The organism is Streptomyces rubradiris (assembly GCF_016860525.1).
GTDB lineage: Bacteria > Actinomycetota > Actinomycetes > Streptomycetales > Streptomycetaceae > Streptomyces > Streptomyces rubradiris.
In genome coordinates, this window is sequence record NZ_BNEA01000015.1 from 4,230,253 (window position 1) to 4,243,449 (window position 13,197).

Here is a 13,197-nt window from a genome sequence, read left to right on the forward strand (position 1 = left end):
CGGGTGCCTTAGGAGGAGGGAGTCAGGATCATGTGGCTTTTTCAGGCTGCTGGCCTGCCCGGTGCGGATGTGGCTTGGCTGCCTGGTCCACTGTCCTCTGCACGCGGCCGGCGTACGGGACTGGTTCGACCCGCGAGGTCACCAGTCGCTCGCGAGCGTCTGCGGCTGCACGGACCTTCCGCGCGCTCAGGACACCGAACTCGTGCACGCTCATGCCTGCCTCGTAGGCCCCCTGGATGACGGCCTTCACGCACTCGAACAGGTAGTCCTCACCGCCGCAAAGTTCGAGTTGGCCGCGTCTCTGGAGCTCTGCAGCGACTTGGGGCACGCTTACCGGCCCCCCCGCTCGATGGAGATCAACGATCGCCTGAAAGATCAGAGCATTTCGGTTGCTGAAGAAAGCACCGGCCGTCAAGGCCGGGCGAGCTGCGTCAGGCGGAGACCCGTGGTTGCTCGCTGACTGTGGCCCAGGGGCTTTGGTCGGCGCCAACGAGAGCTGGACCGCGGCATGGGCTTGGTCCCAGAGAGCCTTGAAGCGGTTGACCTCTGCTTCAGCTGCAAGCCGAGGTCTGGCTAGCTGAGCCAGCTGTTCCACCACCACTTCAACCACACCCCACGACGGCAGAGCGGGCTTCACAAAGGCGTGGTGGATGTTCGTGTGGCTGACGACCTTCCCTACGGCTAGGTAGAGCTTTCGGGCTGAGGGGTATCCCGCCTTGCCGTGCAGCGCATGCAGTTCGCGATTGAAGACCCGGAGGGGTCCTTCAGGAAGCTTTGGCCTAAGCCACTGTGGCATGTGTTACCCCCTGACTGTCGCCCCACATGGCTTGCCCATGATGTCACCTAGCGTCATGCACTGTCAGGGACTGTAAGAGATCATGAGCGACTGTCAGAAGCCGTCAATTGAAGCTGACCACTGCTGAAGCTGATTCCAGGGCATCTACTTGGAGAGGTACATGGATCAGATCAGCACGCGCACTCTTCTACTCCTGTTCGCTGGGGTCTTCACGGTCTACTTGGTCTTGGAGGACCCGGCCATAGGGGCAGCGCTCGGAACAGCCATCGCGGTGGTGACTCTTCTGGAGGAGCTTCTACGGAAGTAGTCCGTCTAGCGGGGCGGCCTGTCCCTCAAAGCTCGGGTGAGTCCCGCTCAACGCGGATGGGCCACCGAAGGACGTGAAGGCGCCACCTTGCCCGACGCGGGCAGAAGGTGGCGCTGTCTGTGCTTCGAACTGGCTTACTCTTCGTCGGCAGCGTCAAGCGCCCGCTCAATCTGTTCGTTCGAGCGCTGCTGGTTGCGGTGAATCGCCTTGGCGTAGAACCGGAACAGAACCGCGATGCTCTGTCCGGCCCGGCGCGCGACCTCGGCCGGGGAGACACCGGACTCAAGCCAGAGCGATACGCCCGCGTGGCGCAGGGAGTACGGCACGTCTGCCAGCGGTGAGGCAGCCTCGGACTCTGTCAGCACCGCGAGTCGAGCCGCTTTCCAGACCTCCCCGTACTCCTTGGACAGCAGGCCACCACCCTGGACCGCACGGAAAAGCCGGCCGTCTTCAGCGGTGCCGAACTCCTTGATGTGCTCACGGACCAGGCGCACGAGGACGGGCGGAATCGGCACAGGCCGGGTCGCCTTGCGGGCCCGCTTCTTCAGGCCGCGTGTGTCGAACGACTCGCCCGTGTCGGTCCAGCCGGAACCGACGCGGGGCGTGCTCGTGGACAGCAGTACTTCCCCCCAGCCCTCTTCGGGCAAGGTGAAGTCTTCTTCCCGGAGGTTGGCCGCCTCCCCAGGGCGGTTGGCCGCGTAGTAGAGGCAGCCGAAGAACGCCTTCAGGTGCCGTCCACGTTCCCCTTGCTCGCCAACAGCGTCTCGACCAGTCCGAGCACCAGGAGCAAGCCGACCTTGCGCCAGGCGCGATCACTCCCCTCAACCGCTCGCCGATTCAGAGCCGCAGGGACCGCGAACCACAGGTCGTGCCGTGTTGCCCGGCCGTGTCACCAACGCCCAGGCAGGATCGGGGCATGGGCCGCGACGCACGAAAGAAGCGTGGCTGAGGCCGGTACGGGGTTGCTGGAGACACACGTGACGGGTGCTCGTTCGGCGCACCCACCGTCGTGGTCGACTTTCGGTGGCTCATGTCAAGGCCCCTCTCCAGTGCACTGACAAGGGCCCGGGGTGCGGCGGCGCCCGCATCCGAGCGCGCCAATCGCCCCGGTACCATCGGCATCGGGGTCCTGATCAGGGCTTCCGCGACCGGACCACCCGGAATGCTGTCCAGGCTGAGGGGTGGTCCGGTCTTTGGACGACTGGGTCTCGTTGTGGGATGGCGGCGTTGGGAAGCGCCTGGCCCTGGATTCAGCTCAGGGCCTTGCCGACCTCGTAGATCGTCGGCCTGTCCCCGGGCGCGTGGCTGAGCATGGCCTCGATCAGTTCCCCCATCTCGCCCTGCACCTTGACGGGTCGGCGCTTGCCGTCCGCCACGGCCTTTCGCTGCACGGGGCGCGGGGCGTCGTCCGGGTAGTCGACCGCCCGCCAACCCGTGGCGGAGATGAGCAGTGCGGCGCCGAGCGCATAGATGTCGGCTTCGCGCGTGGGCTCTGCCACTCCGGTCGCGAGCACCCTGCGCGCGATCTCCGGTGCTTCGTAGTGGACGAGGCAACCCCGGAACGGGAAGTCGTACCCCTCGGGCACGCGACCACCGCTCGCCAACGCCAGGTCGATCAGGTGCGTTCGATCCGGACCGATGATGAAGTGCGCGGGCTGTACGTCACCGTGGGCCCAGCCTTTCGCGTGCAGTTCGGCCAGGGCTTCCACACAACCCAGAGCCACGCTGGGGTCCGGTTCGATGCGCGACTCCGGATCGCGGCAAGGTTCCCACCGCCGATAGAGGTCCGGCCCCTCGCGCCACGGCTGGAAGTTCCAGGTGCCGCCGTCCCACTCGCCGTACGCGAAGTCGTGGAAGCCGAGGCGGTACAGCACGGCGCCCTCGCGTGCGGGTGCGAGCGCCGTCCAGGGCTGGGCCGGCCAGTCGGCCGTTGCCTCGATGGGGTATCCGACCTTCACGGCGTAGTGGCCACGATGGCTTTCGACTTCCCAGACCATGGAGCCCCGACGATTGAGGACCAGGCGCTGAGCCGTGGGCATGAGTGCGTCGAGCACGACGATCGGCAGTTCGGGGGGTGTCCCAGGCAACGTCTGTTCTCCTTCCGAGCGACGCGGCCGACGACGTACACGAGGCCGGCCGCGTCGCTGGTGTCGTGTCCCTATGCCTGACCGTACGGACGGCCGCAGTCCGCGTCGCACTGCGCGAGGTTCGTGCCGTCCACGGTCCAGAGGTCGTCGAAGACCATGAACCCGGCCGCCTTCATCGCGTGTGCGGAGGCGGCGACCTTCTTCGGATCACGCGCCCCTTCACCCGGCTTGGGGTTGTGGTGGAGGAAGCGGCCCGCGAACCGATCGCACAGTTCGGCGTACTCCTTGGTGTGCAGGATGAGCGCATGGAGGCCGAGGTCCACATCGTCCGACGGGACCATGGGCACGGTGGCGGTCGCCGCGGTCACCACGAAGGCCACCGCCTGGTCCGCGATCCGCTCGGCGCGCTCGTGCGGCTGTCCGTTGTGGACCACCAAGAAGTGGATGAGGCTGTCGAGCAGTTCCTCACCAGCCACCGCGCGACCGGTCTTCTGGTCGTTGGCCGTTGCCGTCATGCGAGCTCCTTGAGTGTCGCTGTGCTCTGGCACTTGCGTCCGCACCGGTCGCCGAGGCGTGGACCACGGGCCACCGGGGGATTGGAAGGCCGGCCCCGAACGGGGGAGGGGGAGCCAAGGAAGGTGTCATCCCGTTCGGGGCGGCCGGTCTACTGGCTGATACCGAGGGCCATACCGATCACCAGGCCGCAGGACCCACTGACCACGATGACGAAAGACCCCTCGCGAACCGGCCGATGGCGCGCATCACAGGCCACCCCGGCTGTTGCCGTTCTTGATGGCAAGGCGGACGCTCAGTTCCTCCCGCGCGGTGGGCGCCACCAGGTTGTTCGGCAGGGCGTCCCACTCGACACCGCCGCCGATGGGCCTTATCTGCACCCTGGCGCCGACCTCATCCATGACGACGCCGATCCGTCCACTGGCAGTGTCTTTCGCCAGTTCACCGATGCCTGGTCTGGTCTGCTGGTTGCTCGCCATGCGGCAGAGCATCCCGCCACTCAGCGGGACGCCAGAACCCCCGACGCACCCCACTTTGGGACGTCCTGCGTCGGGTAGAACGTCCCTAGTGCCGTCCCCGCGTATTAGGAGAGATTGGGATGCCGAACGAGAGGCTACGTGCTGCCATGGTCGCCGGCGGATGGACGTACGCCGCCCTCGCGGACAAGGTCGAGGTCGATCCCAAGTCCGTCGAACGGTGGGTCAATCTGGGGCGTACGCCGCGTCGAGCCACGGCCATGCTGGCAGCGGAAACACTAGGAGAAGACGTGCACGCTCTATGGCCTGCGCTCCGGCAGGCACGCCCCGCCCGCGCCGTCAGCCCGGAACTTGTGGCCCTCTACGACCAGCGGGCAGACATCCCCGTGTCGACCTTCGTGGACATGCTGACTCAGGCCCGCGAGCGGATCGACGTGTTGGTGTATGCCGCCGTCTTCCTGCACGAGGCGTACCCGCGGCTCAACGACCTGCTGCGAGAACGAGCTGCCGATGGGTGCGCGATCCGCATCGCAGTCGGCGACCCGGACAGCACGAACGTTCAGCAGCGAGGTAAGGAAGAGAAGTTCGGGCATGGGATCGAATCCCGCTGCAGACTCGCCCTCATGCACTATCGCCCACTGGCCGAAGTCGCCGGCATCGAGGTCCGGACCCATGCCACCACGCTCTACAACTCGATCTATCGCGCGGACGACCAGGCGCTGGTCAATGCCCACGTCTGGGGCGTGAACGCCTACGGTGCTCCCGTGTGGCATCTGCGCCGCAGCGGGGAGGGCGGCATGTTCGATACCTACGCCAGCAGCTTCGACGCGGTGTGGGAAACCGCGACGCCGATAAGCGAAGAAGGATGACCATGGCCAGGACCGAGTACTACGACGACCCGGCGGCACCGGAGCCGAACAGCATGGTGGTCGCCGCGTCCGCCGTGGTGACCGACGACGAAGGACGCATTCTCCTTCAGCGCCGACGGGACAACGATCTTTGGGCATTGCCAGGCGGTGGCATGGAGATGACCGACTCACTTCCGGGAACGGCCGTCCGCGAGGTGAAGGAGGAAACGGGTCTGGACGTGGAGATCACCGGGCTCGTGGGCACGTACACCGACCCTCGCCACATCATCGCCTACTCGGACGGTGAGGTGCGCAGGCAGTTCAACGTCTGCTTCACGGCCCGTGTGGTCGGGGGCCGGCTCGCAATCTCGGACGAGTCCACGGAGCTGCGATTCATCCAGCCAGATGAGATCGATCAACTACCGATGCACCACACGCAGCGGCTCCGGATCTGTCACTTCCTGGAACACCGCGATCGGCCCTATCTCGGCTGACCGCACCTGCGACACCTGCTTTGGGTCGGACGGGACCCTAGGGCTGTACAGGTCGTCCATCCCCGAAGCGGTCCGGAGCAGCTGCGTACGCCAGCTTATTCAGAGCGTCTAAATATTCCCCATCTGATTCCGTCAAGGTCATCACTAGCACGGCAGTCAAGTAATGCCACGCGTTTTGATCCAGAGTGGTGGCGATTGGTACCACAGAATGGAAGATCATGTTTGCAGTGATTGAGCCGGTGCTGGCCTCAAGCATTCGGCTGGCCATTGGTTCCGCAATGTCAGACCCTCCGATTTGAAGGTACAGGTGCCCCATCTCTGCCACAAACGCAATCTTGTCCCTGGTGTCGCAGATCAGATCAAATTGAGTATGGCCGATTTGATCGATGATCGCCTCGGTCGTTCTCATGCGCGGCGCCTGCAAGGCTTGCTTGCCGTCTAGCTCTACCGCATTAAGGGCACGTTTGATTCTAGCGTACCCTTTGCGGATTTCAGTCTCATTTAGCTTGGTTTGCCTGCCGGTGAAGTTCGCTACAATCTCGGCAAGTCTGTCGGTGCCAATTTCTTCATCGCCGAGAAAACTGGCCACTCCAAAGGCGGCAAGGTCGACTACATCTCTGCGGCCTCCCAGACTCCAAAAACTTGGGCGATGTATCGCTGCAGGGTCGGGATTGCGGCGCATGCGATTGTAGTGCTCGACGGAAATTCTTGTGATTGCCTCCACTGGATCATCTATGGAGCGACATTTTTGCAATGCTCTGCGTATTCTGCCGTCTAGGGTTTGGTCGCCGTGTTCGACGAACCACTCAAGAGCTGAGCGAACTGCCGACTCTGGCAACGGAAAGCCGGGAAGTGCGAAAAGGTCGTTGTGGCGCGGATCTACTGTGAAGATTCGCAACACTGCTTCGTGTATGGATACGCCTCGCCGCGAGACTATCGACATTGCTTCGGCAATATCGAATGATGCGCCATCAAGTGTGGAAGCTGACCCGTTGCCTCTACCTAAGAATGTGCGCCTATTACGCGGCAAAATCCCAGCGTGACGCCATCGTTCGAGCTGAGCCAGGCTCGCCTGGACCCCACGGCGCTGCAAGTGCTCCAAGAGGGCTCTGTCTGCCGCGCTGGGGCCAGTCCTGACCATGGCCCCAGCTTAGAACCCCGCGAAGTTGTCGGGACTCCGCCGAGACAGCTGTTGCCTTACTGGTGACCGTTGGAGCCCAACGCGGGCTTCTCGGTCATGACAGGAGTGAGTGCTGTGGACGAGCGCCGGTCTGGACGTGGGCGTCTCCGAACGATCCAACTGCTTGCTGTGGGGGCAGTAACAGGTGCTGCACGTGCGGTCGTCAGTTGGTTGCTCAATCAGTTGGTTGGCTAAAAGGCTTAGCGCCTTGGCGCGGCACGGGCGCTGACTGACCGGGCGCAAGTGGGGTGGAAACGGGGGCGCGCGACCGGGCGCCGTTCCGCGCCCGGTTAGCGAAGCTGCCGCCTTGCAGCCTGTGCCGAAATTTGTACCTCTCAGGCTGGCTGTGTTTACAGACCTTCAGGTGCAGGGAGGCTGCGCCGCTGTTCAGAGCTGACGGCAACCCTGACGGCAACGACGGCCCACAGAGACCGTTGATCACGGTCGTCGGCGATCAGTCGGGAGGAGGGCGGAGCATCGCCCAACGCTCTGCCCGATCCTACGGATCAGAAGGTCGTAGTCCGTGGGTTGAGGAGAGCCGAGGGGTGGACGATGCGGTGGCGCCGGCGGCTGGAGAAGAGCCGGTGGACCCCCTGTGGACCACGAGCCCCGCGCGAGGCCCGAGGTCGGCAGGCTGTAGGCCCTCCGCCCCAGGTAGGGCCGGGGCAAGGGGGGTCGCCCGAGCGGCCGAAGGGAACGGTCTTGAAAACCGTCGTGGCAGCGATGTCACCGTGGGTTCAAATCCCACCGCCTCCGCAGAGGTCGTAAGTGTGCAGCCGGAAGGGGTGCTCCTCGCAGAGGGGCGCCCTTTCCGTATGGGGCTGTATGGGGTGCTCTCGCGGTGGTCCTTCCCCGGAGCGTCGCTCGCCCTGTGCGCCGTAGGCGGTTTCCAAGGCCCGTTCGATCTGTGGAGCGGTCATTCCACGGCCGGGTCCTCCTGGGTCTGGCGTAGCGCGCGGCGGACCGCCTGTTCGACCTCGTGGGGGTCGGTGCCGGTCGCCTCGGCGCGGGCGGTGATCGCCTCGTGCACCGCGTCCGAGGCCGCGCAGAAGCGGCGCCGCTGCTCGTCGTACGCCTCGCCGGTCAGGCCCGCCAGGCGGGCGCGCTCGACCTCGGCGGTGCGTTCCAGCCTGATCAGTTCATCCGGTATGTCCGTCACGTTCGGATCGTAAAAGGGATCGCGCCCACGCGCCTGCCCAGCCGCCCGGCCCGCGTCCGGGCGGCGGTCCGTGGACCCGTTCAGCGGTCTCGGTGGCCGGTCATCCGGGCCGCCGACGCGATCGTGGCGCGGGCCTCGTGCTCCGGCAGGCCGGTCGTCCGGGCCGCCTCGGTCAGGGCGTCCGCCAGGGCGGGGCCGATCCCGTTCTCGTAGGCACGGCAGGCCGCCCAGAACAGGCGGGTGTTGCGCTGGCCCTCGTGCGCGGACAGGACGAAGTGGATCAGGCCGTGACCCTGGTCCCCGGGGCCGGTCGGCGCCGGGTGGCGGGGCCGGGGAGGGGGCACCAGGAGGCGGAGCAGGGCCGGTGGGCAGGGGGCCGGGGGCAGCCGGGCGGTGCCGGGGGCCACGGTGTAGACGCCGTGGTCGGTGCGGGAGCCGGGGCCCACCAGGTAGCCGCCGGCGCCCCGGATGTCGATGCCGGGGGCGAGCCGGCCGGCCGAGTTGGGGACCACGGTGTCCGGCGGCCCGGTCAGCCACAGGTGGCGGCCCCCGCTCGGGGTGAGTACGACGACCGTCTCCGGGATCGTGAACAGGTGGCGCAGGGCCAGTTCGCGCAGGGCGGCGGCGGAGTCCGTGCCGGACTTGGTGTCCAGGTCGACGCCGATCAGGTGGTACGGCGGCAGTCCGCAGGCGATGCCGTAGCCGGTGGCCCAGGGTGCTGCGGCGAACAGGGCGCGGACGCGTCCGGGGTCGGTGGTGGCGTCGTACACGCCGTGGCCGGGGCGGCCGCAAGCGCCGTGGCAGGGCGGGCCGGCCGGAACCGGTTCGTCGCGGTGGGGAGAGCGCAGGGCCGGGAGTTTCGTCCGGGACAGGGGGATGACGGCCAGGCCGCGCTCGGCGGCGGACAGGGCGTGGGCGAGGGCCAGTGCCGTGGCCTGCCGGTCGGAGGTGGCCATGGATCTATCGTCGTACACGTGTTCGAGTAAGGGAAGAGGGGGTATCGGTTACGCGCCGGCGGGCGGGGTGGCGCGGGTCTGCGCCGGAACGATTCATCCCTTGTATCGCTTGGCGGGTGGAAGGTCGTATCAGCCGCTTCTCTGATGAGAAGCGGCTAAAGATGCCGATAAAGGTTTATCGACTTGTCATCACGCTTGAGTGCGAATCACGGCTTCCGGAGTGGTTCGCCGGGAGTCGCCTGGGCAACTCTGGTTGCGCGACGTCGTCCACGATCGTCGGGGCGGTCGGCCAACTGCCCCGGCAAGAACAGCGGTTCACACACTTCCGGCCCTCGGGCCGCTCAGTGCTTGGTTCTGGAGGAACACATGGCAAGCATCCGTACCGCCCGCGTTCTCGCCGCCGTCTCCGCCCTGCCGCTCGCGGCCGCCCTCTTCACCGGTGTCGCGGCGGCGGACAACGGCGCCTTCGCGGACGACGGATCGAACGCCGGAGTGGCAGCGGTGCTCGGCAGCGGTGTCGGCGACGACAACAGCGGGAACTCGGCCACCACGAACCAGAACGCGGTCGGCGCCGGCGCCTCGAACCAGAGCAACACCGCGCAGGTCAACCGATCCGCGTGGACCGGCATCCAGCAGGGCAACGACAACACGTCCGTCAACTTCACCCCCCTGTGGAGGTGAGCCCCTGGAGGTGAGCCCGCGGGGGTGAGCCCCGGCTGAGGTCCTTCGTGGGGTGGGGCTTCGTGGGGTGTGCTTCAGGGGTGTGACACGACCGCGCGGCGGTGCTTCGGCGCCGCCGCGCGGTCGTGTCCGGCGACCTTGACAGGCCCGGACATCTGACGGACAGTCAGGAACCGTCATCGGGAGTCCCGGGGGTGGCGGTGAGTGACGAGCAGGCGCGTGACGGGCTGGGTGAGCGGCCCGGGGAGGACGGGCTGGGCGAGCGGCTCAAGGAGTTCGTGGGACGGCCGGCCGCCGTCGCCGGTGCCGGCAAGGACCCGGTGAACGCGCCGATGATCCGGCACTGGTGTGAGGCGCTGGGCGACACCCACCCCGCCTACACCGGCCCGGACGCGATCGCCCCGCCCACCATGCTCCAGGTCTGGACGATGGGCGGCCTGAGCGGGCACCCGGGCCGCACCGGGGCGTACGAGGAACTCCTCGGCCTGCTGGACGCGGCGGGCTGCACCGCCGTGGTGGCCACCGACTGCGAGCAGGAGTACCCGCGGCCGCTGCGCCCGGGGGACGAGGTCACGTTCGACACGGTGATCGAGGAGGTATCCGGCCGCAAGACGACCCGGCTGGGCACGGGCTACTTCGTCACGACCCGTACGGAGATCCGGGTGGCCGGGGAACCGGCGGGCGTCCACCGCTTCCGCATCCTCAAGTACGCCCCGGCACGCGACCGGAACCGGGATCCCCGGCATGGTGGGGAGCGTGAGGTCCGGCGCCCGCAAGAGCCCGGGCCCCGGCTGCGCCGAGAGCCCGAGCCCCCGGAGTCCCCGCGTCCGCGTCCGGTGATCAACCGGGACAACGCCGGTTTCTGGCAGGGCGTGGCCGAGGGCCGGCTGCTCATCCAGCGCTGTACGGGCTGCGGCACCCCGCGCCACCCCTGGCTGCCCGGCTGCAACGCCTGCGGGGGCCTCGGCTGGGACACCGTGGAGGCGAGCGGCGAGGGCACGGTCTACTCGTACGTCGTCGTGCACCACCCGCCCGTCCCGGGCTTCGATCCCCCGTACGCGGTCGTGCTGGTCAAACTCGCCGAGGGCGTGCGGATGGTGGGCGACGTGGCCGGGGTGCCGTACGACGAGGTGCGCATCGGGATGCCGGTGCGGGCCGGGTTCCGGCGCGTCGACGGGGAGCTGACACTGCCGGTGTTCCAAGCGGTGTCGGAGGTGACCGGGTGACTGCCGTGACTGTGGTGACTGGGGTGACCGCGGTGACGGGGGTGGAGCGGTGAGGGCGGGGGAGCGGCTGGAGCCGCTGGAGATCCCGGTGACCCGCACCCTGATCGTGGCCGGGGCCATCGCCTCCCGGGACTACCAGGACGTGCACCACGACCCGGAACTGGCCCGGCGCAAGGGCGCGCCGGACGTCTTCATGAACATCCTGACGACGAACGGCCTGGTCGGCCGGTACGTCACCGACCACTTCGGTCCCACCGCGGTGCTCCGCAAGGTCGCCATCAGGCTGGGGGCGCCCAACTACCCGGGGGACACCATGGTGCTGACCGGAACCGTCGAGGAGGTCGACGGTGACACCGCCGTCGTACGGGTCGTAGGGGCCAACGGGCTCGGCGACCATGTGACGGGCACGGTGACGGTCTCGGTCCCGGGGGCCGGGTCATGAGCCTGCGCACCCGCGACACCCTCGGCGGCCGGGCCGCGATCGCCGGCATCGGGGCCACCGAGTTCTCCAAGGACTCCGGCCGCAGCGAACTGCGCCTGGCGGTGGAGGCGGTGCGGGCCGCGCTCGACGACGCGGGGCTCACCCCGGCGGACGTGGACGGGCTGGTGACCTTCACCATGGACACCAGCCCGGAGATCACCGTGGCCCAGGCCTGCGGGATGGGCGAGCTGTCCTTCTTCTCCCGGGTGCACTACGGCGGCGGCGCGGCCTGCGCCACCGTCCAGCAGGCGGCGCTCGCGGTGGCGACGGGCCTGGCGGAGGTGGTGGTCTGCTACCGCGCGTTCAACGAGCGCTCGGGCCGCCGGTTCGGCGCGGGCGTACGGCACCGGGAGCCGTCGGCGGAGGGCGTGGCGCTCGGCTGGACGCTGCCGTTCGGGCTGCTCACCCCGGCCTCCTGGGTGGCGATGGCGGCCCGGCGCTACCTGCACGCCCACGGTCTGACCCCGGAGGCGTTCGGGCAGGTGGCCGTGGTGGACCGGGCGTACGCGGCGACCAACCCGGCCGCGTACTTCCACGGCCGCCCGATCACGCTCGCCGACCACGCCGCCTCCCGCTGGATCGCCGAGCCGCTGCGGCTGCTGGACTGCTGCCAGGAGACCGACGGCGGGCAGGCGGTGGTCGTCACCTCCCTGGAGCGGGCCCGGGACCTGCCGCACCCGCCCGCCGTGATCGCGGCGGCGGCCCAGGGCGCGGGCCGGGCGCAGGAGCAGATGACCGGCTTCTACCGCGACGATCTGACCGGCCTGCCGGAGATGAACGCGGTGGCCCGCCAGCTGTGGCGCACCTCCGGTCTCGGCCCGGACGACATCGACGTGGCGATCCTCTACGACCACTTCACCCCCTTCGTGCTGATGCAGCTGGAGGAGTTCGGGTTCTGCGGCAGGGGGCGGGCGGCGGACTTCGTGGCCGAGCGGCGGCTGCCGCTGAACACCCACGGGGGCCAGCTCGGGGAGGCGTACCTGCACGGTATGAACGGCATCGCGGAGGCGGTACGGCAACTGCGGGGCACGGCCGTGAACCAGGTGCCGGGGGCCGCGCGGACCCTGGTGACGGCCGGCACCGGGGTACCGACATCAGGGCTGGTCCTGACGGCGGACGGGTGAGTCCTCGGGGCCGTCCCCGGTGACTCCTCGGGGGACGTACTCGGTGACTCCTCGGGTGGTTCGCGTCGGCTGCTCGGGGGACGTACTCGGTGACTCCTCAGGCCGTTACCGGCGGCTGCTCAGGGTCGTACCCGCAGACGGGCGGACCCGTGCTCCACCTTCAGGAGGTGGAGGCAGCCCTACCCCTACAACCTGAGGGGGACCCGCCTTCAGGACCTGCGGCCGATACCCGGCGGGGGACCGCGCTCCTAGCGTGGAGGCATGACCACACCCGTCTGCACCAGCGCCTCGGCCGCCGCCGCACCCAGGCGGCAGACACCCCTCTACCCGACGTTCGCGGCGTACGTGCGGGCCCGCCAGCCGGTCCTGCTGCGCACCGCGCGCTCGCTGACCGCGAACCCGAACGACGCCGAGGACCTGCTGCAGACCGCGCTGGCCAAGACCTATGTCGCGTGGGAGCGGATCGAGGACCACAGGGCGCTGGACGGCTATGTGCGCCGGGCGCTCGTGAACACCCGTACCTCCCAGTGGCGCAAGCGCCGGGTGGACGAGTTCGCCTGCGAGGAGCTGCCCGAGCCCGAGCCGCTGCCCGTGGGCGAGGACCCGGCCGAGCGGCAGGCGCTGCGCGACGCGATGTGGCGGGCGGTCCTGCGGCTGCCGGCGCGCCAGCGGGCGATGGTCGTCCTCAGGTACTACGAGGATCTGAGCGAGGCACAGACCGCCGAGGTGCTCGGGGTCTCGGTGGGCACGGTGAAGTCGGCGGTCTCCCGCGCCCTGGGCAAGCTGCGCGAGGACCCGGAGCTGGCCCCGGCCCGCTAGCGGGCTCCGCCCGCGGAGACCGCCGGCCCGTCGGCGAACTCCGCTTACAG

General features: G+C 68.3%; 15 protein-coding genes and 1 tRNA gene. 8 read left to right on the forward strand and 8 right to left on the reverse strand.

Translation table 11 applies throughout. The features are described from left to right. Positions 1 to 28 precede the first annotated feature (28 nt). The 5 genes from Srubr_RS31940 to Srubr_RS31960 all read right to left on the reverse strand — a co-directional run bounded on the left by Srubr_RS31940 (position 29) and on the right by Srubr_RS31960 (position 4,182). Entirely contained in the window at positions 29 to 796 is a 768-nt protein-coding gene (locus Srubr_RS31940; protein ID WP_189994800.1) for a DnaB-like helicase N-terminal domain-containing protein, read from the reverse strand. Between the two features lie 441 nt (positions 797 to 1,237). Continuing rightward, positions 1,238 to 1,750 carry a site-specific integrase gene (locus tag Srubr_RS31945; RefSeq protein WP_189994798.1) on the reverse strand — a complete coding sequence of 171 codons (513 nt, stop codon included), beginning with the start codon at positions 1,748 to 1,750 and terminating at the stop codon, positions 1,238 to 1,240. 603 nt (positions 1,751 to 2,353) lie between these two features. Further along, positions 2,354 to 3,190 (reverse strand): protein kinase family protein, encoded by an 837-nt coding sequence (locus Srubr_RS31950; protein ID WP_189994796.1) that lies wholly within the window; start codon positions 3,188 to 3,190, stop codon positions 2,354 to 2,356. Between the two features lie 71 nt (positions 3,191 to 3,261). After that, the gene (locus Srubr_RS31955) at positions 3,262 to 3,705 is read right to left on the reverse strand and encodes a glycine-rich domain-containing protein (RefSeq protein ID WP_189994794.1); all 444 of its coding nucleotides are present in this window, start codon (positions 3,703 to 3,705) and stop codon (positions 3,262 to 3,264) included. A gap of 246 nt (positions 3,706 to 3,951) precedes the next feature. Continuing rightward, positions 3,952 to 4,182, reverse strand: coding sequence for a hypothetical protein (locus Srubr_RS31960; RefSeq protein ID WP_229924279.1), 231 nt, complete (start codon positions 4,180 to 4,182; stop codon positions 3,952 to 3,954). A 119-nt stretch (positions 4,183 to 4,301) separates the two neighbouring features. Between Srubr_RS31960 and Srubr_RS31965 the strand changes: the two genes are divergently transcribed. Together Srubr_RS31965 and Srubr_RS31970 are read left to right on the forward strand one after the other, a co-directional pair. Further along, positions 4,302 to 5,048, forward strand: coding sequence for a helix-turn-helix domain-containing protein (locus tag Srubr_RS31965; RefSeq protein ID WP_189994792.1), 747 nt, complete (start codon positions 4,302 to 4,304; stop codon positions 5,046 to 5,048). A 2-nt stretch (positions 5,049 to 5,050) separates the two neighbouring features. Then, positions 5,051 to 5,521 (forward strand): NUDIX domain-containing protein, encoded by a 471-nt coding sequence (locus Srubr_RS31970; RefSeq protein ID WP_189994791.1) that lies wholly within the window; start codon positions 5,051 to 5,053, stop codon positions 5,519 to 5,521. 37 nt (positions 5,522 to 5,558) lie between these two features. On the opposite strand, the gene Srubr_RS31975 is transcribed toward Srubr_RS31970, so the two are convergent. Next, the gene (locus tag Srubr_RS31975; protein ID WP_203855067.1) at positions 5,559 to 6,623 is read right to left on the reverse strand and encodes a hypothetical protein; all 1,065 of its coding nucleotides are present in this window, start codon (positions 6,621 to 6,623) and stop codon (positions 5,559 to 5,561) included. A gap of 748 nt (positions 6,624 to 7,371) precedes the next feature. On the opposite strand from Srubr_RS31975, the gene Srubr_RS31980 reads away from it, so the two are divergent. Continuing rightward, positions 7,372 to 7,457, forward strand: a tRNA-Ser gene (locus Srubr_RS31980). A gap of 160 nt (positions 7,458 to 7,617) precedes the next feature. On the opposite strand, the gene Srubr_RS31985 is transcribed toward Srubr_RS31980, so the two are convergent. After that, complete coding sequence (locus Srubr_RS31985; RefSeq protein ID WP_189994787.1) at positions 7,618 to 7,860, reverse strand: hypothetical protein; 243 nt, start codon at positions 7,858 to 7,860, stop codon at positions 7,618 to 7,620. A gap of 80 nt (positions 7,861 to 7,940) precedes the next feature. Next, on the reverse strand, positions 7,941 to 8,816 hold the full coding sequence (locus tag Srubr_RS31990; RefSeq protein ID WP_189994785.1) for a bifunctional DNA primase/polymerase: 876 nt from the start codon (positions 8,814 to 8,816) through the stop codon (positions 7,941 to 7,943). A 366-nt stretch (positions 8,817 to 9,182) separates the two neighbouring features. On the opposite strand from Srubr_RS31990, the gene Srubr_RS31995 reads away from it, so the two are divergent. From Srubr_RS31995 to Srubr_RS32015, 5 genes are all read left to right on the forward strand, one after another. Then, on the forward strand, positions 9,183 to 9,497 hold the full coding sequence (locus Srubr_RS31995) for a hypothetical protein (RefSeq protein WP_189994783.1): 315 nt from the start codon (positions 9,183 to 9,185) through the stop codon (positions 9,495 to 9,497). Between the two features lie 200 nt (positions 9,498 to 9,697). Continuing rightward, positions 9,698 to 10,723: a bifunctional MaoC family dehydratase N-terminal/OB-fold nucleic acid binding domain-containing protein gene (locus Srubr_RS32000; RefSeq protein WP_373313492.1), complete on the forward strand. Its 1,026-nt coding sequence runs from the start codon at positions 9,698 to 9,700 to the stop codon at positions 10,721 to 10,723. Positions 10,724 to 10,772: 49 nt separating this feature from the next. Continuing rightward, the gene (locus tag Srubr_RS32005; RefSeq protein WP_189994781.1) at positions 10,773 to 11,165 is read left to right on the forward strand and encodes a MaoC family dehydratase; all 393 of its coding nucleotides are present in this window, start codon (positions 10,773 to 10,775) and stop codon (positions 11,163 to 11,165) included. Further along, positions 11,162 to 12,328: a lipid-transfer protein gene (locus Srubr_RS32010; RefSeq protein ID WP_189994779.1), complete on the forward strand. Its 1,167-nt coding sequence runs from the start codon at positions 11,162 to 11,164 to the stop codon at positions 12,326 to 12,328. Before Srubr_RS32005 ends, Srubr_RS32010 begins: the two co-directional genes overlap by 4 nt. Before the next feature lie 261 nt (positions 12,329 to 12,589). Continuing rightward, entirely contained in the window at positions 12,590 to 13,147 is a 558-nt protein-coding gene (locus Srubr_RS32015; RefSeq protein WP_189994777.1) for a SigE family RNA polymerase sigma factor, read from the forward strand. Positions 13,148 to 13,197 lie beyond the last annotated feature (50 nt).

Coding starts and splice junctions, on each gene's coding strand:
- Srubr_RS31940 (WP_189994800.1), bottom strand. CDS start 796: ATGCCACAGTGGCTTAGGCCAAAGCTTCCTGAAGGACCCCTCCGGGTC.
- Srubr_RS31990 (WP_189994785.1), bottom strand. CDS start 8,816: ATGGCCACCTCCGACCGGCAGGCCACGGCACTGGCCCTCGCCCACGCC.
- Srubr_RS31995 (WP_189994783.1), top strand. CDS start 9,183: ATGGCAAGCATCCGTACCGCCCGCGTTCTCGCCGCCGTCTCCGCCCTG.
- Srubr_RS31955 (WP_189994794.1), bottom strand. CDS start 3,705: ATGACGGCAACGGCCAACGACCAGAAGACCGGTCGCGCGGTGGCTGGT.
- Srubr_RS31960 (WP_229924279.1), bottom strand. CDS start 4,182: ATGGCGAGCAACCAGCAGACCAGACCAGGCATCGGTGAACTGGCGAAA.
- Srubr_RS31970 (WP_189994791.1), top strand. CDS start 5,051: ATGGCCAGGACCGAGTACTACGACGACCCGGCGGCACCGGAGCCGAAC.
- Srubr_RS32015 (WP_189994777.1), top strand. CDS start 12,590: ATGACCACACCCGTCTGCACCAGCGCCTCGGCCGCCGCCGCACCCAGG.
- Srubr_RS31965 (WP_189994792.1), top strand. CDS start 4,302: ATGCCGAACGAGAGGCTACGTGCTGCCATGGTCGCCGGCGGATGGACG.
- Srubr_RS32010 (WP_189994779.1), top strand. CDS start 11,162: ATGAGCCTGCGCACCCGCGACACCCTCGGCGGCCGGGCCGCGATCGCC.